This window comes from Allobosea caraganae (assembly GCF_003351345.1).
GTDB lineage: Bacteria > Pseudomonadota > Alphaproteobacteria > Rhizobiales > Beijerinckiaceae > Allobosea > Allobosea caraganae.
This window is the reverse complement of the sequence record NZ_QQTO01000022.1, coordinates 331,059-353,540: the sequence shown is the minus strand read 5'-3', so window position 1 is coordinate 353,540 and position 22,482 is coordinate 331,059. Positions and strand designations below refer to the sequence as shown.

The 22,482-nt window shown below is 68.8% G+C and carries 18 protein-coding genes; 16 read left to right on the top strand and 2 right to left on the bottom strand.

Features of this window, described 5'->3' with window-relative positions; all coding sequences use genetic code 11:
• Positions 1-61 precede the first annotated feature (61 nt).
• From tagH to DWF00_RS17940, 14 genes are all read left to right on the top strand, one after another.
• Positions 62-1,753 carry a type VI secretion system-associated FHA domain protein TagH gene (gene tagH / locus DWF00_RS18005; protein WP_181832617.1) on the top strand — a complete coding sequence of 564 codons (1,692 nt, stop codon included), beginning with the start codon at positions 62-64 and terminating at the stop codon, positions 1,751-1,753.
• A complete protein-coding gene (gene tssJ, locus DWF00_RS18000; protein WP_114829100.1) occupies positions 1,750-2,283 on the top strand; it encodes a type VI secretion system lipoprotein TssJ in 534 nt (177 codons plus the stop codon). The genes tagH and tssJ overlap by 4 nt, the downstream gene beginning before the upstream one ends.
• 73 nt (positions 2,284-2,356) lie before the next feature.
• Positions 2,357-3,691 (top strand): type VI secretion system baseplate subunit TssK, encoded by a 1,335-nt coding sequence (gene tssK / locus DWF00_RS17995; RefSeq protein WP_114829099.1) that lies wholly within the window; start codon positions 2,357-2,359, stop codon positions 3,689-3,691.
• On the top strand, positions 3,688-4,677 hold the full coding sequence (gene icmH, locus DWF00_RS17990; protein ID WP_114829097.1) for a type IVB secretion system protein IcmH/DotU: 990 nt from the start codon (positions 3,688-3,690) through the stop codon (positions 4,675-4,677). The genes tssK and icmH overlap by 4 nt, the downstream gene beginning before the upstream one ends.
• A complete protein-coding gene (gene tssM / locus DWF00_RS17985; protein ID WP_114829095.1) occupies positions 4,674-8,252 on the top strand; it encodes a type VI secretion system membrane subunit TssM in 3,579 nt (1,192 codons plus the stop codon). The genes icmH and tssM overlap by 4 nt, the downstream gene beginning before the upstream one ends.
• The gene (tagF, locus tag DWF00_RS17980; RefSeq protein ID WP_114829093.1) at positions 8,249-8,968 is read left to right on the top strand and encodes a type VI secretion system-associated protein TagF; all 720 of its coding nucleotides are present in this window, start codon (positions 8,249-8,251) and stop codon (positions 8,966-8,968) included. The genes tssM and tagF overlap by 4 nt, the downstream gene beginning before the upstream one ends.
• The gene (locus tag DWF00_RS17975; protein WP_114829091.1) at positions 8,965-9,672 is read left to right on the top strand and encodes a PP2C family protein-serine/threonine phosphatase; all 708 of its coding nucleotides are present in this window, start codon (positions 8,965-8,967) and stop codon (positions 9,670-9,672) included. The genes tagF and DWF00_RS17975 overlap by 4 nt, the downstream gene beginning before the upstream one ends.
• 7 nt (positions 9,673-9,679) lie before the next feature.
• Positions 9,680-10,687 carry a serine/threonine-protein kinase gene (locus tag DWF00_RS17970; protein ID WP_114829090.1) on the top strand — a complete coding sequence of 336 codons (1,008 nt, stop codon included), beginning with the start codon at positions 9,680-9,682 and terminating at the stop codon, positions 10,685-10,687.
• 120 nt (positions 10,688-10,807) lie between these two features.
• Positions 10,808-12,304 carry a type VI secretion system Vgr family protein gene (locus DWF00_RS17965; RefSeq protein WP_114829089.1) on the top strand — a complete coding sequence of 499 codons (1,497 nt, stop codon included), beginning with the start codon at positions 10,808-10,810 and terminating at the stop codon, positions 12,302-12,304.
• A 180-nt stretch (positions 12,305-12,484) separates the two neighbouring features.
• Complete coding sequence (locus DWF00_RS17960; protein ID WP_114829088.1) at positions 12,485-12,853, top strand: hypothetical protein; 369 nt, start codon at positions 12,485-12,487, stop codon at positions 12,851-12,853.
• Between the two features lie 458 nt (positions 12,854-13,311).
• Positions 13,312-13,830, top strand: a complete 519-nt coding sequence (locus DWF00_RS17955) for an Hcp family type VI secretion system effector (protein ID WP_114829086.1) — start codon at positions 13,312-13,314, stop codon at positions 13,828-13,830.
• 201 nt (positions 13,831-14,031) lie between these two features.
• The gene (gene tssH / locus DWF00_RS17950) at positions 14,032-16,776 is read left to right on the top strand and encodes a type VI secretion system ATPase TssH (protein ID WP_114829084.1); all 2,745 of its coding nucleotides are present in this window, start codon (positions 14,032-14,034) and stop codon (positions 16,774-16,776) included.
• Positions 16,777-16,804: 28 nt separating this feature from the next.
• Entirely contained in the window at positions 16,805-18,430 is a 1,626-nt protein-coding gene (locus DWF00_RS17945; RefSeq protein ID WP_114829082.1) for a sigma-54 interaction domain-containing protein, read from the top strand.
• Between the two features lie 179 nt (positions 18,431-18,609).
• Positions 18,610-19,956: a serine/threonine-protein kinase gene (locus tag DWF00_RS17940; RefSeq protein WP_114829080.1), complete on the top strand. Its 1,347-nt coding sequence runs from the start codon at positions 18,610-18,612 to the stop codon at positions 19,954-19,956.
• A gap of 33 nt (positions 19,957-19,989) precedes the next feature.
• Here DWF00_RS17940 and DWF00_RS17935 read toward each other — a convergent pair whose 3' ends face one another.
• A complete protein-coding gene (locus DWF00_RS17935) occupies positions 19,990-20,796 on the bottom strand; it encodes a MinD/ParA family ATP-binding protein (RefSeq protein ID WP_114829079.1) in 807 nt (268 codons plus the stop codon).
• A complete protein-coding gene (locus DWF00_RS17930) occupies positions 20,793-21,233 on the bottom strand; it encodes a hypothetical protein (protein ID WP_114829077.1) in 441 nt (146 codons plus the stop codon). Before DWF00_RS17930 ends, DWF00_RS17935 begins: the two co-directional genes overlap by 4 nt.
• Before the next feature lie 317 nt (positions 21,234-21,550).
• Between DWF00_RS17930 and DWF00_RS17925 the strand changes: the two genes are divergently transcribed.
• Positions 21,551-21,997, top strand: coding sequence for an ATP-binding protein (locus DWF00_RS17925; RefSeq protein WP_114829076.1), 447 nt, complete (start codon positions 21,551-21,553; stop codon positions 21,995-21,997).
• 63 nt (positions 21,998-22,060) lie between these two features.
• Complete coding sequence (locus DWF00_RS17920) at positions 22,061-22,396, top strand: STAS domain-containing protein (RefSeq protein WP_114829075.1); 336 nt, start codon at positions 22,061-22,063, stop codon at positions 22,394-22,396.
• Positions 22,397-22,482 lie beyond the last annotated feature (86 nt).

The window sequence follows — 22,482 nt, the reverse complement described above, 5'->3', positions numbered from 1 at the left end:
CGAACGAACCCGCATGCGCGACGATAGCTCGATGCGCGACGATAGCTTGGCGGGGGGCGGAATGAGACTGTTGCTGACCGTGCTCAGCGCGCAGCGCAGTAACCTCGGCGAGCGCTCCACCCACGCTTTCGACATGGCCGGCGGCATCATCGGCCGCAATGCCGGCTGCGAGTGGAGCCTGCCCGACGCCAGCAACACGCTGTCTTCGCGGCACGCGGCGGTCTCGCATAACGGCCACGGCTTCGTCGTCACCGACACCAGCACCAACGGCGTCTACCTCAACAGCGTCGACGCGCCGATCGGCCGCGGCCAGTCGGCCCCGCTCAGCAATGGCGACACGCTCTACATCTCCGACTACATCATCTCGGTCGCGCTGCTGAAGGAGCCGGCCCAGCCGGCGGCCTCGCCGCTCTACGCGCCGCCGCCCGCGCCGTTCCCGGCCGGTGCGCCGATGCCGCCGGTGTTCTCGCCGCTGCCGACGCCGGCGGGCACCGTGCCGGGCGGCTTCGCGCCGCGCCCGGCTGACAGGCTCGGCCTCTCGATGGACGATCTGCTCGGCCCGGCCCGCACCGTCCTGCCGCAGCCGCAATTCGCCCCGCCTCCGGCCGCGCTGCCGCTCGCCCTGCCGCCGCTCGCTCCGGCTGCCGTGCTGGCCCAGGCGCGCCCGGCCCCGGTCATCCCCGACGATTTCGATTTCAGCGATCTGATGGCGCCGGGCGGCGCGGCTCCGGCAGCGCTGCCGCCAATGGCTCTGCCCGTGCCGCCGCCCGCTGCCGTGACGAGCTTCAACTCACCGCTGCCCCCGCCGGCGGCGCCGATGCCCATGCAGGGCATCCCGGCCGATTTCGGCCTGGCTGCCGCGCTTCCCACCACGCCGCCTGCGGTCCCGCCCGCCCTCGACGGCTTCGCACTGCCGAACCTGCCGCCGCAGCCAGGCCCAGTGCTGCCGCCGGTACCAGCTCCCGCCGCGCCTCCCGAGACAGGGCCGGCCGCGCCGATGGACCCGCTCGCGATGCTGCGCCACCGCGCCATCGCGCGCGCGGCCTCGATCGACCTGTCCCGCCCGAATGGCGAGGCCGCCCCGCGTGGGGCCGAGCCCGCTCCTCAGGCCGCGCCGCGCCCGGCCATCGGGGCGGTCGCGATGCCCGGCGGCATGAATGTCGATGCGGCCTCGGACGCCGCCATCTTCTGGCAGGCGCTCGGGCTTGATGCCGACGCCATCCCCGCTGCCTCGCGGCAGGACATGCTGGCCGAGCTCGGCCGCGCCATGCGCGAGACGGCGTCGGGCCTCGTCGCCATCCTTTCGGCGCGCAAATCGCTGAAGGACGAGTTCCGCATCGACCAGACCCGGCTGGCGGCGCTGGAGAACAACCCGTTCAAGTTCTTCCGCAGCGGCGACGATGCGCTGCGCCGCGTCATCGCCGAAGGCAAGCCCGGCTACCTGCCGCTCGACCGGGCGGTGAAGCAGGGCTTCTCCGACATCCAGGCGCATGAGGTCGCGACCGTGGTCGCGATGCAGAGCGCGCTGCGCAAGCTGCTGGCACGCATGGCCCCGGCCGCGATCGAGAGCGGCACGGAGCCCGGCCTGCTCGGCCGCAGGCCCGACAAGGGCAAGCTCTGGGACCGCTATGTCGAGGCCCATGGTGGCCTCGCCAGCGATCTCGACCGGACCACGCGCGAGATGCTGGCTGAGGAATTCGCCCGCGCCTACGCCGAGCAGACAAAAGGCGCCGCGGCGGAGACCGGACGATGATTCAAGGCCCTGGCCGCCTGTCGCTGCCGACGCGGCGGCTCTTCTGCCGAAACCTGCTGGTCCTGCCCGGCCTCGCCGCACTCGGCGGCTGCGGCGGCGGCGCGGCCAGCGTCAAGACGAATGCGCTCGAGTTCACCATCCAGGCTGATCAGGAGATCAACCTCAACGAGAACAACGAGCCCTCGCCGATCGTGATCAGGGTCTACGAGCTCAAGACCAAATCGGCCTTCGAGCAGGCGAGCTTCTTCGAGCTGCTCGACGGCGACACGACCAAGCTCGGCGCCGATCTCGTGGCCAAGCGCGAGTTCGAGGTGAAGCCGGGCGACAAGAGCACCTTCACCCGCGATTCCCCAAGTGACGCCAAGCATATCGGCGTCATCGCCGGCTTCCGGCAGATCGAGGCGGCGACCTGGCGCTCGGTCGTGGACATCGTCCAGGACCGAAACAACAGCTTTGTAATATCAGTGACAGCACTCGCGGTGAAGATCGAACTCGCTGGCGCCACGCGTTCGATGCCCGGCCTGTTCTGACATTGCGGCAGGGCAGGCGGGGCACAGCATTGATACGGGCGACGACCATGAACAGGCGCGAGGATTCCCGCTGATGACGCTGATGAGCAAACCGCTCTGGTCGGAAGGCATGCTGATCCGGCCGCAGCATTTCCAGCAATATGACCGCTGGATCGAGCACGTCGTCGAGGGTCGCACGGCCGGGCTCGACGCCTTCGGCTGGGGCCTGCGCTCGCTCTCGCTGTCCAGCGAGCTGCTGCCGCTCGGCCGCTTCGGCATCGCCGGCATCAGCGGCGTCATGCCCGACGGCACCGTGCTGGGCAACGCCTCCCATGCCGGCTTCGAGGCCCGCGCCATCCCGCCCAACACCAAGAACGCGTTGATCAAGGTCGCGGTCTCCGTGCGCGGCCTCGACGGCGCCGAGATCGGCGGCGACGGCCGCCAGCGCCGCTACGAGGCGGTCGAGCAGCCGATGCGCGACACCACGGCGCCGGGCAAGGGCGCGGTCTCGCTGCGCGTCGCCAGGCTGGTGCCGCGCCTCCTGATCGAGGGCGAATCCGAGGACGACCTCGTCACCATGCCGATCGCCCGCATCAAGGAGCTCGATGCGGCCGGCGCGATCATCCTCGACGAGAACTACATCCCGCCCTGCCTCGACTTCCACGTCTCGCAGCGGCTGATCCGCATCGTCAACGAGATCCGCTCGCTGCTGCGCAGCCGCGCCGAGGCGCTCGCCGGCCAGGCCGATCCGGCGCAGGCGACGGCCGAGAGCGGCGGCCTCGTCGACCTGATCATCCTCTCGATCGTCAACGGCCAGGAAGCGGTCTTCGACCATTTCGCCGCGACGCCCGGCCTGCATCCCGAGACGGTCTACCGCGCCGCGCTGGCGCTCGCCGGCCATCTCTCGACCTTCACCCAGAAGCGTCGGCGTAGCGCCGACTTTCCGGCCTATCGCCATCCCGACCTCGACGCCGCCTTCGCGCCGGTGCTGGACCAGCTCAGGCAGCTGCTCGCCACCCTGGTCGAGCGCAACGCCGTCGCGCTGCCGCTGCAGGATCGCGGCTATGGCATCCGGCTCTCGACCATCTCCGACCGCACGCTGTTCCAGGATTGCCGCTTCGTCCTGATCGCGGTCGCCAGCGTGCCGACCGAGAGCCTGCGCAGCCAGCTGCCGATCTCGATGAAGATCGGCTCGGTCGAGCAGATCCGCGACCTCGTCAACCTGCAATTGCCCGGCATCCCGCTGCGGGCGCTGCCGGTGGTGCCGCGCGAGCTGCCCTTCCTGCAAAGCGGCGTCTATTTCGAGCTCGACCAGAGCGTCGAGCTCTGGCGCAACCTGACCCGCTCCGCCGCCGTCGCCTTCCATGTCAGCGGCGACTATCCCGACCTGCATCTCGAATTCTGGGCGATCCGCGGGAAGCGTTCGTGAAGCAGGTGCCGGACCCGAGCCTGGACGCTCCCACCGTCGTCGGCCACAAGCCGACGGGGCTGCTGCAGCCGCGCGCGCCCTCGCCCTCCGTGCTCGACATCCCGACCACCCCGATCATGCCGCCGCCGCCGCGCGGGGCTGGGCCGATGCCCGGCGCCGCCATGCGCGCGCCGACCATGCCCGGCTTCGGCGGCACCGACGTCGCCGCGCTCCAGCCGCGCGAGCCGGCGGCGAGCGGGCCGGGCCGCAGCGTCAGCATGCAGCTCGCCAGCGAGCCGACCGGCCCCGCCGACGCGATCATCGCCGCCGCCGGGCCGCTGCTCGTGCTGGTGGCGCAGCTGCGCGACGCGGTCGAGTTCGCCGACGTCACGACGTTGCGCAACGAGGTCGTCAACCAGATCCAGAAATTCGAGGAGCTCGCGGTCAAGTTCGGCGCCTCGGCCGGGGACGTCACTGCGGCGCGCTACATCCTCTGCTCGCTGATCGACGAGACGGTGATGACCACGCCCTGGGGCAGCGCCAGCACTTGGAGCACGAGCTCGTTGCTCAACCGCTTCCACAACGAGACCTGGGGCGGCGAGAAGGTCTTCGCCATCCTCGACAGGATCAAGGGCGACGCGAAGAAGAACCTCGTCCTGCTCAAGCTGATCGACATGGTGCTCGTGCTCGGCTTCGAGGGCATGTTCCGCGTCCTCGACGGCGGCCGCGAGCGCCTCGCCGACCTGCGCGACGAGGTCGGTTCGCTGGTGGCGCAGCACTCGCCGCCGCCGCCCTCCGAGCTCTCGGCCGAATGGCGTGGCTTCAGCGGCCAGCGGACTCTGCGCACCTTCCTGCCGCTCTGGGTCGTCTTCGCCGTCACCGGCGTGCTGCTGGTCTGCATCTACGGCTACCAGCGCTACAAGCTGACGGCCAACCTCTCGCCCGTGGTCGAGCAGCTGCGCGGCCTGAACGCCTCGATCGGCCCGCTCGGGGGCACGGCGCCATGATCCGCTCCTTCCTGATGGGCTTCCTGAGCTGGCGCGGCATCGTCACGCTGCTCGGCCTCGCCGCGCTTTGCGCCGTGATCTGGTTCGCCGGCCCCTTCCTCGTCTTCGGCGACATGCAGCCGCTGGCACCGGTCGAGAACCGCGTCACCACCATCGTCGTGCTGCTCGCCGGCCTCTTGGCCTATGCCCTGATCCGGCTCTTCCTGGCGCGGCGCGCCAATGCCCGCATGATCAAGTCGCTGCTCGACACCGAGGGCCTGGCCTCGATGGCCGATAGCGGCGGCGTCGAGGAGGTCGCGATCATCCGCGAGCGCTTCGAGGAGGCGCTGACCACGCTGCGCGACACGGTCTTCGAGGGCAAGAAGGGCAATGGCTACCTCTTCGAGCTGCCCTGGTACGTCATCATCGGCCCGCCCGGCGCCGGCAAGACCACCATCCTGAAGAATTCCGGGCTCGACTTCCCGCTGGCGCGCAAGTTCGGCTCCGATCCGGTCGCCGGCCTCGGCGGCACCCGCCATTGCGACTGGTGGTTCACCGAGCAGGCGGTGATGATCGACACGGCCGGGCGCTACACCACGCAGGACAATGGCAGCGCCGTCGACCGCGCCGCCTGGCGCGGCTTCCTCGACCTGCTCAAGGCGCATCGCCGCCGCCGCCCGCTGAACGGCATCATCATCGCGATCAGCCTCTCCGACATCCTGCTCCAGAGCGAGGCCGAGCGGAAACGCCACATCGCCGCCCTGCGCTCGCGCCTGCAGGAGCTGACGCAGACCTTCGGCATGGAGCTGCCGACCTACCTGCTGATCACCAAATGCGACCTGATCGCCGGCTTCACCGAGTTCTTCGACGGGCTCGGCGAGCCACAGCGCGCCCAGGTCTGGGGCATGACCCTGCCGCACGACCAGAACCTCAACACCAAGCTCGCCGAGACCTTCGACCAGGGCTTCCGCGGCCTGTGCGAGCGGCTGGAAGCGCTGATGCCGGAGCGGGCCCATTCCGAGCGCGGCCTGGCCCGGCGCGGCCGCATCTTCGTCTTCCCCAAGGAATTCGCCAGCCTTCGCCGCGACATCGGCAGCTTCGTCCACGAGGTCTTCAAGCCGAGTCGCTTCGAGGCGCATTCCAAGCTGCGCGGCGTCTACTTCACCTCCGGCACGCAGGAAGGCACGCCGATCGACCGCGTGCTCGCCGCCTTCGGCCGCAGCTTCGGCCTCTCAGGCAGCCAGCGCGCGCCCTTCTCGGGGCAGGGCAAGGCCTTCTTCGTCAACCGCCTGCTGACCGACGTCGTCTTCGAGGAGCAGGGGCTGGTCGGCGTCGACCGCAAGCTCGAGCGCCGGCTGGTTGTCGCCCAGAGCGCTGGCTATGCGGTCGCGGCCGCGCTCTTCCTCGGTTTCTGCGCGCTCTGGTGGGGGGCGGCGAGCCGCAGCGAGGCCCGCATCGGCGCCACCGCCCAGGCCGCGACGATGGCGCAGTCGCGCATCGCCGAGATGGGCCAGCGCCCGACGCTCGCCACCATCCTGCCGGCGCTGAATGCGGTCGAGACCGTGCGCGACGCCACCGGCCATGCCGATTTCTTCGCCTGGCTCGACGGGCTCGGCCTCGCCGCGACGCCGACGCTGGCGCCGCTCGCCGACGATCTGCGCGACAAGCTCCTGACCGACCGGCTGCTGCCGGGCGTCGGCAGCCGCGTCAGCGAGCGCCTCAACGGCCTGATCCAGGTCGGCGGCGACGCCGAGGCAATCCGCGACCTCTTGCGCAGCTACCTCATGCTCGGCGATTCCTCGCGCTACGACCGCGCCGCGGTGCTGAAGACCTTGCGGGAGGAGGCGCAGCTCGCCTTCCCGATCGACCGCAGCAAGCTCGCTGAGATGAACGGCCATATCGAGCATCTGATGGGCCTGCTGCCGCGGCCGATGATCCTCGATGCCCGGCTGGTCGACTATGTCCGTTCGCGCCTGACCCGGACGCCGCGCACCGAGCAGGTCTATGCCCGCCTGCTGCGCGAGGCCGCGCAGAACCAGCGACTGCGCCCGGTCAACCTCGCCTCGGTCATCGGCCCCGGCAGCCTCCAGATCGCCTCGACGCGCTCGAGCGACGCGGTCTCGGTCATCCCCGCGGCCTTTACCCGCGAGGGCTTCTACGAGTTCCTGCTGCCGCGCCTGCCCGTCCTGATCCGCGAGGAGCTCGGCGTCGACTGGGTCACCGGCGGCGACAAGGCCAGCGACGGCGTCGTCCAGACCATCGCCAAGGAGGTGATGGAGCGCTACGTCGCCGACTACACCCGCTCCTGGCAGGCGGCGCTCGCCAACGTCTCGCTGGTGCCGTTCGGCGACATGCAGCGCGGCCTCACCGCCGTGCAGGCGCTGGCCGGCGGCAACTCGCCGCTCGAGCGCCTCGTCGGCGTGGTCAAGACCAATACCGACCTGCCTTTGCCGGGCGATCAGGCGGCGGCTGCCGCGACGGCGGCCTCGCCGATCCCGGCCGCGCTCGGCGGCGGGCTGATCGCGCAGGCGGCGAGCGGCGCCGCCAATGCCGGCGTCGCCGCCGCGCTCGGCGATGCGCCCTGGCCGGGCATCGCCATCGGTGCGCCGTTCAAGCCGCTGGTCGAGCTGGTCGCGCCGCCCGGTGGCGCCCAGCCGCAAATGGCCCGCGTGCGCGAGCTGTTCAGCGGCGTCTACGGCGCGCTCAGCAACGTCGCCAATGCGCCTGATCCGCGCCAGGCCGCCTATCAGCTCGTGGTCAGCCGCAAGAGCTCGGGACCGGACCCGCTGGCGCAACTGCGCGCCGATTCGGCGCTCAGGCCCGATCCGGTGCGCGGCGTCATGCGCGACGTCGCCAATGCGAGCTGGGCCTCGGTGCTTGGCGGCGGGCTCGGCTACGTCAACGAATCCTGGCGGCGCGACGTGCTGCCGGTCTGCCAGGGCGCGCTCGACCAGCGCTATCCGATGTTCGGGGATGGCCGGGACGAGGTCTCGCTGCGCGATTTCGGCGATTTCTTCCGGCCCGGCGGGCTGATGGACGATTTCTTCCAAAAGTACCTCTCGCCCTTCGTCGTCGACCAGCGCACCGGTTTTGCGCCAGCCGTCGTCGACGGCGCCGCCCTGCCGCTGCGGACGGAGGCCCTGCAGCAATTCGCCCGGGCCCGCGCCATCCGCACCGCCTTCTTCTCCGGCACCGGCGCGGCGCCTTCGGTGAAGTTCAGCCTGCGGCCCTCCTTCCTCGATCCGCGGCTGCTGCGCGCGACGATGTCGATCGACGGCCGCGATCTGGTCTATCGCCATGAGGCGACGCGCGCCTACGACCTGGAATGGCCGACGCGCAGCGAGGCGAGCTCGGTCTCGGTGACCCTGACCGACCTCAACGGCAAGGACACCAGGATCGAGAAGACCGGCGCCTGGGCGCTGTTCCGACTGGTTGACGCCTCCAACATCGCGGCGCGCGGCGGCGCCGACCAGTTCAGCATCACCGTCAATGGCGAGGGCGGCACGCGCGTCTCCTATCAACTGCGCGCCTCCAGCATCAACAACCCGTTCAGCCTGGGGGTGCTGCGCGCCTTCCGCTGCCCCGATTCGCTATGAATGCGCGGCCCGTCGCCGGCCTGTTCGGGAAGCTGCCCTGGGAGGGCGATTTCATCCAGCGCGGCCTGCCCGCGCGCTTCGTCCGGCCCTGGGACGACTGGCTGTCGCGGGCCATGGCGGCGAGCCGCGAGGCGCTCGGCCCGAGTTGGGCCGACGCCTATCTGCTGAGCCCGGCCTGGCGCTTCGTCATCGAGCCCGGCATCCTCGGGCCGTCGGGCTGGGCCGGCGTGCTCGTCTCCTCGGTCGACCGCGTCAGGCGCTTCTTCCCGCTGACGCTGGCGCTGGAGCTGCCGGCCGGGTTGGCGGCGGTCGAGGGCGCGGTATCGCTCGGGCCGCTTTGCACCATCCTTGAAGAGACGGCGCTCTCGCTGATCGACGCCGATCAATCGCTCGATCTCGTTCTGGAGCAGACGGCGCTGCGCGCTGAGGCCGCATTGATCGTGATGCGTCCCCCGCTGCCCTTCACCGGGAGCCCGGCGGCCGCGGGAGCCTCTGTTGTGGTCGCGCCGGCGGGGGACGACGCGCCGCTGACCGCGCTCGCCGGCTCGGCTGCGGGCGAGGCCGAGAGCGGCTGGTGGCATGATCGCTGGAGCGGGCACGTGCCGGTCGCGCTTCGCTGCGAAGGCCTGCCGCCGCCCATCGGCTTCGCCGGCTTCCTCGATGGCGACTGGCCGCGCCATGGCTGGAATGCGGTTGCCGTCGAGGCTGGCCGATGAGCGCCGCCACGCCGCTGATCTGGGATTCCTCCTCCGCCACGATGCAGGGGCCGAAGCACGACGAGAACCAGGACGCCTTCGCGTCCTGGCCGGAGGCCGGGCTCTTCGTCGTCGCCGACGGCATGGGCGGCCATACCGATGGCGGCCTCGCCAGTCGCTCCATCGTCGAGATCCTCCAGACCGTGCTGGAGCCGGGCGTCGAGCTCACTGTCCGCGTCGCGCTGGCCGAGGAGGCGATCGAGGCGGTCAACACCGCCCTGCGCGAGAAGGCCGACACGCTGCCGAGCCGCGACATCATCGGCTCGACCGTGGTGGCGCTGCTGGTCGGCGACGATCTCGCCGTCTCGCTCTGGGTCGGCGATTCCCGCATCTATCACTACAGCAAGGGCGTCCTGCGCCGCCTGACCCGCGACCATACGCTGGCCGAGGATAGCGACGTCACCGAGGGCAATCTCAGCGTGCTGACCCGCGCCGTCGGCTCGACCCGGCATGTCGAGATCGAGCGCGCCGTCACCGAGGTCGCGCCGGGCGATACCTTGCTGGTCTGCAGCGACGGCCTGACCAAGGCGCTGAGCGAGGAGGAGATCGCCAGCTTCATGGCCGAGCCGCTGCCGGGGCTGGCAGAGCGGTTGGTGGCGCGGGCCGTCGTCAGCGGCGGCCGCGACGACACCACCGCCATCGTCGCCCGCTGCCGGGCCCCGTAGCAAGGCCATGAAGAGCGTTCGGGGCAAGATACCGCATCGGACCGTCGAGCGAGCGCTCCCCGTTCCGCTCGGCACCAAGGTGCGCGGACGCTTCAAGATCATCGACGTCATCGGCCGCGGCGGCATGAGCACGGTCTACCGCGCCATCGACCTCGTCCGCGTCAGGGCGCGCGCTGCCGATACCGATGTGGCGCTCAAGGTCATCGACGTCGACGAGGGCTATCGACCCGACGCGATCGCGCTGCTGCACCGCGAGGGCAGGCGGCTGCTCGAACTGCAGCATCCGAACATCGTCCGCGTCTACGATTCCGACGAGGACGGCTCGCTGCACTTCCTCGTCATGGAGCTGCTGCGCGGCAAGACGCTGGCCAAGGTGATGGAGGAGCGCGACGGCAGGCCGCTCGAGCCCGCGCTCGCCATGCGCGTCATCCGCGGCGTCGGGGAGGGGCTCGCGGCAGCGCATGCGCAGGGCATGATCCATGGCGACGTCAAGCCGGGCAACGTCTTCATCACCCGCGAGGGCATGGTGAAGCTGATCGATTTCGGCACCGCCCAGGGCATGGCCCGGCGCGACCACGAACTCGACCCCGACGAGGACGCGACCTCGCATTATGTCGACCGGATGCGCGCGGTCACCCCGGCCTATGCCTCGCTGGAGATGCTCGCCGGCGAGCTGCCCGACGCGCGCGACGACGTCTTCTCCTTCGCCATCATCGCCCACCTGATCCTGTCGGGCGCCCACCCGTTCGGCGGCCGGACGGCCGAGCAGGCGCTGAAGGAGGGGCTCTCGGCCGCCCGCCCGCACAAGCTCGCGGCGGCGCGCTGGGTCGTGCTGCGCGAGGCGCTGGCGCTGATGCGGGACGACCGGATCGCGACCATCGCCGCCTTCTCCGGCCGGCTCGCGCGGCCGGCGCTGGCGGATTATTGGCAGGCGCTGCGGCCGCAGATGCGCCGCGCCGCGCCGGCCGCGAAAGAAACCGCCGCGGAACCAGAGCCGCCTCCGCCAGCGTCGTAAACCTGTCAACCGCGCCGCCTAGCTTACGCTACGTCCCCTCTCTCCGCCTGCGCGCCCGGGACAGGCGCCGGGCGGCGTGTTTCATGCTCGCATCAACCTGCTTCCCGAGGCTGCGCCACCATGGCTGACACTTCCCATGATTTGACGATCGCCCTCGAGCTGGCGTCGGGCAGCATCAAGGACGGCATCCATGTCGAGTCGTTGAAGGGCCGCGAGGAGATCTCGCACCCGTTCAGCCACCGCGTCACCTTCCGCTCGAAGGACGAGATCAAGGTCGACGACGTGGTCGGCGAGGTCGCGAAGGTCACCGTGACGAGCGAGGCCGGCGAACTCGTCGTCAACGGCGTCGTGACCGAGTTCTCGGCCGATGACGCGCTGGGCGACCAGGGCTTCCTCTACGCGGTCGAGATCGCGCCGCGCCTCAAGCTGCTCGACCTCAGCCGCCAGAACCAGGTCTACGGCACCAACAGCAAGGTCACGGTCAAGGACATCATCAAGGGCGAGGTCGACGGCACGCTGACCAATGCCAGCCACTCGCAGAAGGTCGAGGCCGAGCTCAATCTCGACGCGACCTACCGCGAGCGCGAGTTCATCGTCCAGTACAACGAGACCGACCTCGCCTTCCTGTCGCGCTGGTGCGAGGCCAACGGCATCTTCTACTTCTTCAAGCAGGGCGACAGCGGCGAGACCGTGGTCTTCGGCGATTCCAACGTCGCCTTCGCCGAGGCGGAGACCGGCCGGCTGCCCTATCGCAACGGCCACAGCGCGCTGGTCACGACCCAGGCCGCGGTGACCTCGTTCCGCTTCTCGGCCAAGCCGGTCACCAAGTCGGTGATCCTGCGCGAGTACAACCCCGACAAGCCGACGCTGCCGCTGCGCTCCAGCTACGAGGTCGAGAAGGGCAAGACCGGCACCGTGGTCGAATACGGCCAATATTTCCTCGAGCCGGACGAGGGCGACTATCTCGCGCAGGTGCGCGCCGAGGAGATCGCCTGCCGACGCCAGGTCTTCCGCGGCACCAGCAACGCGCCGCAGCTTCGCCCCGGCCTGTTCTTCGATCTCGACGGCCACCCCTCGCTCGACAACCGCTACCTGATCATCGCCGTCGAGCATGCGGTCGCGACGCCCGCCCCGTCCGGCTTCGGCACGGCCGAGGCCGTCGCCGGCCAGCCCTATGTCAACCATTTCGAGGCGATCCCCTTCGCCACGCCCTTCCGCCCGGAGCGCAAGACGCCGCGCCCGCTCGCGGCCGGCCTGTTCACCGCCCATGTCGATGGCGAGACCGACGGCTCGCGCGCCGAGGTCGACGATCACGGCCGCTACAAGATCAAGCTGCGCTATGACGAGGGCGACAGCAGCGACGGCAAGGCGAGCGAGTACATCCGCAAGGCCGAGCCCTATGCCGGCCCCTCCGATACCGGCATGCACTTCCCGCTGCTGAAGGGCACCGAGGTCGTGCTCTGCTGCGTCAACGGCGACATCGACCGTCCCATCATCGTCGGCGCCGTGCCGAACCCGCTGACGCCGAACGTCGTCGCCAGCCGCAACCAGACGCTGAACCGCTTCCGCTCGCCCTCGGGCACGCTGTTCGAGATGAACGACGGCCCGTCTTCGTAAGGCGTAGGGGTGGTTGAGCCCTCATCCTGAGGAGCGCTCGCAGAGCGCGTCTCGAAGGATGCTCCAGATGGTTCCGGAGCCTCCTGAACCATCCTTCGAGACGCCGCTTCGCGGCTCCTCAGGATGAGGGGATGAGGGTGTTCCTACTCGTCCCCTGAAGCACGGCGGGAAAGCTGCGACATGACGACGATCTGGCAAGCTCCGACGCAGGAGATCGACCCGCTGACCGAGCTGGTGCTCGAGGCCATTCGCAGCCAGATATTCCCGATCGCGCCGGTCGGCGTCAACCTCCAGGCCGTGCCCGGTGCCGCCTGGCGCGAGGCCATGCTGAAGGACGGCCGCTCCGTCCGCATTGCGCTCACCGTCGCGCCCGGCGAGCAGGCCCGCTTCGGGCTGCGGGCCTGCGCCAACATGCGCGTCTCCGGCGAGGTCGCAGTCGACGACCACGGCTATCGCGTCGCCTCCGAAGTCATCGTCGACCTGAAGACCCGCGCCATCCTCTCCTGCGATTGCCGGCTGGAAAGCCTCGGCCGCATCGGCGCGCGCTAGGATAATCGTGCGGTAATGCGGAAACCTCTCCGCGTCATGCCGGAGCTGCGCTTCGCTCCGTCCGGGATGAAGGCGCTTGATTCCGGCAAATCGCAGCGTGCTCCAACTGCTCGACATATTCGTTCTCAGTCCGGAACGCAGGCTTCAGACCGCTTCCTGGACAATGATCGGAATCCGCCAAAACCAGGCGCGGCGACGCCTTCGCGCCACAGTTCCGGACAATGCCGGGCAGGCGGTTAACCTTCTCCAGTCCCCTACGTCAGCCGAGCTCTTCCGACGCTGAGAACGGGCCTGCGCAAGAGCGCGGTATCGCGCAGGAATCTGCGCAGTCACAGGCCTGACATCTTCGGTGATAATGAAGCGATTTCAATGGTTTGGTTCGTCGATGACCTTTGGTACGGCGCTTGCGGTGATAGTGGCACCGGCGAGCGCCGGCTGACCTATCAGGAGTTAAGACCATGGCACTCGACGCCTACATGACCATCAAGGGCCAGAAGCAGGCCGACATCTCGTCCGAGGCGAGCACCATCAAGAGCGCCGGCGCCGGCGCCAAGTACGACAAGCACGGCAACGAGATCACCATCCTCGCCTTCACCAGCGGCGTGATCAACCCGCGCGACCCGAAGTCCGGCACCACCACCGGCGCCCGCATCCATCAGCCGGTCACCTTCACCAAGGTGTTCGACCGCTCCTCGCCGCTGCTCTGGCAGGCTCTCGCCACCGGCGAGACGCTGACCGAGATCGTCTGCAAGTTCTTCCGTCCGGACACCAGCGGCCTCGGCGAGCCGGAAGAGTTCTTCGAGTACAAGTGGGAAAACGCCAAGCTCTGCGAGGGCAAGTCCTATCTGCCGCTGACCGTCGCCCAGGGCAACGATCACATGCGCCCGATGGAAGACTGGTCGTTCACCTATGAGAAGGTGACCTGGAAGCACACCAAGGCTTCGACCGAAGGCACCGATTCCTGGCAGTCGGCCTGATCGTTCGATACCGGTCGCCGCCCCGCTTGCGGGGCGGCGACCTCTTTTCGGCCGACACTTTTTTCCGCGATTTCCCTACGGGAAGCCGCTGGTGTCATCGCAGGGTCATTCAGTCCTTGTGAGGTTGCGGGCAGGTCGGTTGCCGGCTTGATCAGTATTGAGTCGATCGGTCGCCGGCATTGCGACAGCGGGGGCGTTTTCATGGTTCAGGTCGATCTCAAGCAGCTTCTCGGGCGCCTCAACCCCTATGTGAAGCGCGCGCTGGAAACGGCTGCCGGGCTCAGCGTCGGGCGCAGCCACTACGAGGTCGCGGTCGAGCACCTGCTGCTGGTCCTGGCCGATGACGAGCAGCGCGACCTCGGCGTCATCCTGCGCCATCACGGGCTAGACGCCTCCGGCCTGAAGCGCGGCCTGACCCGCGCGACCGAAGCCTTCAAGACCGGCAATGCCGGCCGCCCCGTCTTCGCGCCCGGCCTGATCGAATTACTCACGGACGCTTGGCTCGTCGCCTCGGTCGAGCTCGGCCAGCAGCAGATCCGCTCCGGCGCCGTCCTCGCCGCGCTGCTCTCCAGCCCGAGCCGCTATGCGATGGCCGACTGGTTCGAGGAGCTGCGCGCCATCCCGCTCAGCGAGCTCAAATCGAAATTCCGCGACATCGTCGCCTCCTCGGCCGAAGAGCCGACTGGAGCCAAGCCGGGCGAGGCCGGCACTGCGGCCAAGGGCGGCGATGTCATGCCGGCCGACGGCGCGCTCGCGCGCTTCACCGTGAACTTCACCGAGCAGGCCCGCGCCGGCAAGATCGACCCGGTCTTCGGCCGCGACCGCGAAATCCGCCAGATGATCGACATCCTCGGTCGCCGCCGCAAGAACAACCCGATCTGCGTCGGCGATCCCGGCGTCGGCAAGACTGCCGTGGTCGAGGGCCTGGCGCTCAAGATCGCCGAGGGCGACGTTCCCGACTTCCTCAAGAACGTCGAGCTGGTCAGCCTCGACCTCGGCATGCTCCAGGCCGGCGCCGGCGTGAAGGGCGAGTTCGAGAACCGGCTCAAAGGCATCATCGACGAGGTCAAGGCCTCGCCGAAGCCGATCATCCTCTTCATCGACGAGGCCCACATGCTGGTCGGCGCCGGCGCCTCGGCCGGCGGCGGCGATGCCGCCAACCTGCTGAAGCCCGCACTCGCCCGTGGCGAGCTCAAGACCGTCGCCGCAACGACCTGGGCGGAATACAAGAAGTACTTCGAGAAGGACCCGGCGCTCGCCCGCCGCTTCCAGCTCGTCAAGCTGGACGAGCCCTCGCCGGCGGAGGCGATCACCATCGTGCGCGGCCTGCGCGCCGCCTATGAGAAGAGCCACGGAGTCTACGTGCGCGACGATGCCGTCGCCGCCGCCGCCCAGCTCTCGGCCCGCTACATTTCCGGCCGCCAGCTGCCCGACAAGGCGGTCGACGTGCTCGACACCGCCTGCGCCCGCGTCAAGCTCTCGCTCTCGACCAAGCCGGCCACGATCGACGACCAGGAGCGCCGGATCGCGACCTTGCAGCGCGAGCTTGCCGCGCTGGAGCGCGACCGCACCACGCTCGGCCGCGACAACCCGCGCATTGCCGAGATCGAGGCCGAGATCGTCAGGATCGAGGCTGAGAAGGTCGAGGCAACCGCGCAATGGGAGCGCGAGAAGGCGCTGGTCGACCGCATTGTGAGCTTGCGCCGTGAGCTCGGCATCGGGCCGGAGGGCATGGCCAAGGCCGAAGCCGAAGCTGCCAATGACGACGAAGACGATGATGAGGATGGCGCCGAGGACGAGGCTTCGGACGCCGATGCCGCTCGCAGCGCCGCCGAGCTGGAGCTGCAGGAGGCCGTCGCCGAGCTGGAGAAGACCCGCGGCAAGACGGCGATGATCCATTACGAGGTCACAGCCGACGCCGTCGGCCAGGTCATCTCGGACTGGACCGGCATTCCGGTCGGCAGCATGGTCAAGGACGAGGCCGCCGCCATCCTCGGCATGGCCACGAACCTGCGCCAGCGCATCAAGGGCCAGGACCACGCCGTCGCCGCGTTGGACGAGGGCATGCGCGCCGCCAAGGCCGGCGTCAACAATCCCGGCCAGCCCATGGGCGTCTTCCTCTTCGTCGGCACGTCGGGCGTCGGCAAGACCGAGCTCGCGACGCAGCTCGCCGATCTCCTTTTTGGCGGCGAGCGCTTCCTGATCACCATCAACATGTCGGAGTTCCAGGAGAAGCACACCGTCTCCAAGCTCGTCGGCGCGCCGGCCGGCTATGTCGGCTATGGCGAGGGCGGCCTGCTCACCGAGGCCGTGCGCCAGCGGCCCTATTCGGTCGTGCTGCTCGACGAGTGCGAGAAGGCCGATCCGGAGGTGCTCAACCTGTTCTACCAGGTCTTCGACAAGGGCACGCTCGCCGATGGCGAGGGCCGCGTCATCGACTTCAAGAACACGGTCATCATCCTGACTTCGAACCTCGCCACCGACATCATCACGGCGCTGGGGACGCAGGAGGAGAAGCCCTCGACCGCCGAGCTGACCGAGGCGATCCGCCCGACGCTGAACCGGCATTTCAAGCCGGCGCTGCTGGCCCGCATGCAGATCGTGCCGTTCTACCCGCTGATGCCCGACGTGATGGGCGAGATCGTCCGGCTCAAGCTCAACAAGGTCGGCAAGCGCCTGCGCGAGAGCCAGAAGATGAGCTTCGCCTATTCCGACGTGGTGGTGGAGGCGATCACGGCGCGCTGCACCGACGTCGACACCGGCGCGCGCAATATCGACCACATCGTCAACCGCACGCTGCTGCCGGAGATCGCGACCGAGATCATCAGCCGGATGGGCGACGAGGCCGCGCCCGACTCGCTCTTCGTCGACATCGATGCCGAGGGTAATTTCACCTACAGCTTCGGCGGGGACGTGCCGGAGCCGGTGGCGGAGGCGGCCGAATAAGGTTTAGCGCCGGATATCGGGGCCGACCATGCAGGACCCGCTCGCGGTCGCTGAAGAACTGATCGAACTGACCACCACGCTTGCGACCGAGCGGCGGCTTGAGGCGCTGCTTGGCGCGGTGGTCTCGTCGGCGCGCCGGCTGACGCGCGCCGAGGGCGGCCGCGTCCTGGTGCTGGATCGCACCGGCCGGCACCTGCACGGGCTGATCGGCCAGAACGAGTGCGCGCCGGAGGCCGCGGCCTTTCCGGACACGGTCTCGGTCTATTCCGAGGGCAACGCCTTCAACATGCGCGACGCCAACGTCTTCAGCGCCGTGACCGGGCAGATCGTCAATCTCGCCGACCTCTACGACTACACCAATTTCGATGTTTCGGCGCTCTACGCCCATGACGCCAGGACGGGCTATCGCACCCGCTCCTTCGTCGTCGCCCCGCTCTGGAACGTCGAGGGCGTCACGCTCGGCGTCCTCCAGCTGATCAACATCCGGCTGACGCCGGATGGCGAGATCGGCGCGCTGCCCAAGGCGTTCGAGCGCATCGTCGCCTCGTTTGCGGCGCATGCCGCAGTCGCCATGGCCAATGCCCGGCTGTTCGAGGAGAACCGCCAGCTCATCCGCCAGCTCGACCGCAAGAACGCCGACCTCGCCCAGGAGAATACCAGGCTCAAGGTGATGGCGACGGTCAGCGACGACCAGGTCGTCGGCGAGAGCCCGGTCTTCCAGGCGGCGCTCGACCTCGCGCGCCGCGCCGCCTCCGCCCCGGTCGCAGTCTTGCTGCTGGGCGAGACTGGCACCGGCAAGGAGGTCTTCGCCCAGGCGATCCACCGCTTCGGCAAGCGCCGCGGCCGCCCCTTCATCGCCCAGAACTGCGCGGCCTTGCCCGAGACCTTGCTCGAAAGCGAGCTCTTCGGCCATCGCAAGGGCGCCTTCTCCGGCGCCGTCGCCGACAAGAAGGGGCTGGTGCACGAGGCCGATGGCGGCACGCTCTTCCTCGACGAGATCGGCGACATGCCGCTCGCGCTCCAGGCCAAGATCCTGCGCCTGCTCGAAGAGGGCTCGGTCCGCCGCCTCGGCGACACCAAGCTCGAGAAGGTCGATGTCCGCATCGTCGCGGCGACCAATGCCGATCTGCCGCAGAAGATCGCCCAGGGCAGCTTCCGCGAGGACCTCTACTACCGCCTCAGCGTCTTCCCGGTGCAGATCCCGCCGCTGCGCCAGCGCCCCTCCGACATCCCCAAGCTGATCGATTTCTTCCTGACCCGCATCGCCAAGACGCATGGCCGCTCCTCGTTCGCGCTGACGCCGCGCGCGCTCGATGCGCTCTGCCGCTGGCGCTATCCCGGCAATGTCCGCGAGCTCAAGAACATCGCCGAGCGCGCCGCGCTGCTGGTCGACGGCGACGAGCGGATCGACCTAAAACATTTGCCGGCAAATCTATCGGCGACGCAGGCGCCCGACATCGTCGTGCCGTCGTCGACGACGGCCGCGAACCACGCCAGCCTGCGCGCCGCCGTGCGCCATTACGAGGCGATCGTGATCGAGAACCGGCTGCGCGAGACCGGCTGGAACCAGAGCCGCGCCGCCGAATTGCTGCAGATTTCGCGGCGCAGCCTGGTCGAGAAGCTCCAGCGCTATGCGATCAGGCCGCCAAGCTGATATGAGAGACCGCTTGCAAATTCTACTGGCGAGGCCGTCCGACGCGGCTGTCTGCGCTCCCGGTGCTCACGTACAAACGTACGCTCCGCTCCGGTTCTCGACAGCCACGCCGGCCAGCTCACGCCAGCGAATTCTCAAACGGTCTCTGGGAACGTTCGATCGCAGTGAGGCGGGACCACATGGATAGCGTCGCGGAGCTCGATCGCTGCCTGCAATCGTTCTTCGCCGGCCGTCTGCCCTTCGACAAGCTCGTCATCGCCCTGAAGAGCCTGCGGGCGCAGGGCGATCCGCATGGCGCCATCCCCGAGCGGCTGCAATATTGGGTCGATCTCGGTCGCCTGCCGGCCGATCTCAAGGCGCATCTCATCGCCGAGCTGCAAGCGGGCGCCGCCGCCGCGCCGCAGGCCTATCTCGACCAGCCGACCGTGCCGCTCGCCCGTCCGGCCGGGGCGCAGCCGGCGCCGGAGATGGCGCTGCCCAAGGCCGAGACGATGCGCGACAAGGTCGACGAGGTCGTCGTCAACGCGCTGATCGGCGGCTTTACCGGCCTGCGCGGCCGTGGCGGCGAGACGGCGCCGCGCCAGGATGCGGCGCTCGACGCCAGCCTCGCCGATTTCCGCAGCCTGCGCTTCCGCCGCGACGCCAGCAATGCCGAGGCCGGCCGCGCCCGGCGCTTCGAGCTCGACCCGCGCCAGGAGAGCCGCGCCATCGGCACCGGCGCGATGCTGAAGGACCGCTTCATCCTCGACAGCGAGATCGGCCGCGGCGGCATGGGCGTGGTCTACCGCGCCGTCGACCGGCGCCGGCTCGAGGCGATGCACCGCCAGCCCTATGTCGCGATCAAGCTGCTCTCCGGCGATTTCCGCCATCATCCCGAGGCGCTGCGCACGCTCGAGGCCGAGGCGCGCAAGGCGCAGGAATTGTCGCATCCCAACATTGTCACGGTGCATGATTTCGAGCGCGACGGCAGCCATCTCTTCATCGTCATGGAACTGCTCGAAGGCGAGCCGCTCGACAATCTGCTGGCGCAGGCCGGTGGCGTCGGCTTGCCGCCGGCGCAGGCGCAGGCCGTCCTGCACGAGCTCTGCGCCGGCCTCGGCCATGCCCATGCGCGCGGCGTCATTCATGCGGATTTGAAGCCAGCTAATATTTTTGTCGCCGCGAACCGCGAGGTGAAGCTGCTGGATTTCGGCATCGCCAGCGCGACGCGCGATTCCGGCTTCGATCCGGCGGCGCTCGGCGGCATGACCTTGCCCTATGCCAGCCCGGGCATGCTGGAGGGCGCCCCACGCAATGCCCGCGACGACGTCTATGCGCTGGGTTGCGTCGCCTACCTGCTGCTGAGCGGCCGGCACCCGTTCGAGATGGCGCCGTCGTTGGAGGCGCGGGAGAAGGGGCTTGTGCCCGTCAGGCCAGGCGGGGTGTCGGAGCAGGCCTGGGGTGCGATCGCTGCGGCGTTGAGCTTCGATGCGGGGCCGCGGCCGGCCGATGCGAGCGCTTTTCAGCGCGCCTTCTTCGCCGGATAGGCGCGGGGAGCCCTCTTCTGAAGAGTAGGAGGCTCAGCCGACGCTCTGCGCCGGCATCTCGAAGGGCAGGTCCACCAGCGCGCCGATCGCGGCGATGCCCTCGGCATAGGCCGTCTCCGGCGCCAGCAGCGAGTAGAGCCCGCCGCTGCCGAGCCGCACCATCTCCTCGGTCAGCGGCAGCACCGCCGCCACCGGCACCCGATAGGTGCTGGCGATGCGATCCGACAATTGCCGGAAGTCGAGCGAGGGCAGCACCTTGTTCACGATCAGCAGCAATTGCGGCACGCCGAGCCGCCGGGCCAGGTCGAGCGTCACAGCCGTGCCCTGGTAGTCCTGATGGTCGGGCCGCAGGATCAGCAGCAGCGTGTCGGAGATCGCGATCGAGAGCAGCGTCTCCTCGTTGACGCCGGGATGGGTGTCGATCAGCAGGTAGTCGAGCTGGAGGCGCCGCGACAGCTCCTGGAAGCCATCATTGAGCAGGTTGACGTCGTAGCCCTCCTTGATCACCCGGGCGATCTCGCCCGGCCGGATGCTGGAGGGCACCAGCATCACCGAGCCGCCGACCGAAGCCGGGTGGATTCCGGCATTGCTGACGAGCCGGTCGGTGACGTCATGCGCGGCCTCCTCGACCTTGCAGCGGCCCCAGAGGAAGTCGTTCAGCGTGTAGCGCAGCTGGTCGGGATCGACGTTGAACAGCACGTGGATGCCAGGCGACTGGATGTCGGTGTCGACGATGGCGACGCGCCGGCCCTTATGCGCCAGGTTCGCCGCGATGTTGGCGGTGGTGTTCGATTTGCCGGTGCCGCCCCGGTAGGAATGGGTCGAAACGATCACGGTCATGAATCGGCGGCCTCGCTTGTCGGGGTCGGACGCTGGCGCTGGCGCATCGCCTGGGCCCGTTCCTGCAGGCCGCGGAAATAGTCGGTCTCGACGATCTCCGAGACCTCGCGCTCCTTGCGGGTCTGGTCGATCTCGATGGTCAGGCGCTGGACCTGGCTGCGCAGGGTGACGTTCTCGGTCGTGACCGAGCGGTTGGCCTCTTCGAGCCGGCGGTTGGCCTCCTTGAGCTCGGCCAGCATCTCGCCGAGCCGGTATTCGCGCGCCTCGATCTGCACCGCCATGCTGGCGAAGGCCTCGGCCAGCTCCTGCACCACGACGGGGGCGCCCTCGTCGATCGTCATCGCGAACAGGCTGTCGATATTGTCGTAGTCCCCGCGCGCCAGCTCGCCGCAAAGCTCGCGCAGCCGCCTCTGGAATTCACTCGTGTCGTCGCTCACGCCGTTCTCTCGACCAGGAGTTAAGTGCACGATCTCGCCCGAAAGCCGGTTCGATTGCTTGGCACCATGCTCTGGCCGCGCACCTTAGAGGACCGATCATGACAGAACGAAAAAACTTTCCGGCAAGATCGACTCAAGCCTGGCTATCCCCAGCGAATTCCGGCCCCTCCCGGCAGTCATGGCGGGATGCGCGCAGGGCGCACGCGCCCGGGCCGCTGCGTCAGAGGCTGTGGGTTGTTACGTCATCGTAATCGAACCTTCGCAATAGGACTCTAGTCTCGTTATTCGAATAAGAGTTTTGGGCTCGGGGCGCCGGCATGTTGGCTCGCGGAATTCATGTCGTGCTGCGCAGCGACACTCACGAAATCCGCAAGCTGGCGGATGCGATCGAGTATCTCGCCGATTCCCTGCAATTGCCGCCGCCCATGGTCTTCCGCCTCAATCTGGCGCTTGATGAGCTGATCACCAACACCATCGCCTACGGCTATGCCGAGCGGAAGGATGGCGAGATCGACATCGAGATGCGCCGCCATGACGACCGCGTCGTGGTCAAGCTCATCGACCGCGCCATCGCCTTCGACCCGTTCGAGGTCGACGTCGCCGACACCACCTCCGCGCTGGAGGAGCGCGCGGTCGGCGGGCTCGGCATCCATTTTGTCCGCACGCTCATCGACGAGGTGAGCTATACCCGCGACGACGACCGCAACGTCATCACCTTGACCTTGCTGTTCCCGCCCCAGCTCGCCACCGCCGTGGATGCCTGACATGCCGGTTCTCGCGACCAAGGCGGCGGCGTCCCGCGCACTCAAGATGGAGATCGTCCGCTCATGATCGAGTCGGATTGGGTTGAGGAAGTGCTGGTGCTGGCCCTGAAGGGCCGGCTCGACAGCGTCAACGCGGGCGCCGTCGAGCTGCAGATCACCGACGAGATCAAGCGGGGCGCCAACCGGCTCGTGCTGGACTTCTCCGAGGTGCCCTACGTCTCGAGCGCCGGCCTGCGCGTCGTGCTCGTGGTGGCGAAGCGGCTGAAGGAGGTCGGCGGCAAGCTCGTACTCATCGGCCTGACGCCTTCGGTCCACGAGGTCTTCGCCATCAGCGGCTTCCTGCAGATCCTCACCGTCTGCGAGGACCGCGACGCGGCGATGGCCAAGCTCGGCGAATAGGCCCTTCGGGCGGGCGCTGCCGCGGCCCGGTGATCGTCCGAATTCGCGGTCAAGCTGCCCTTTCGTCACGTCCATGTCATGCGCGG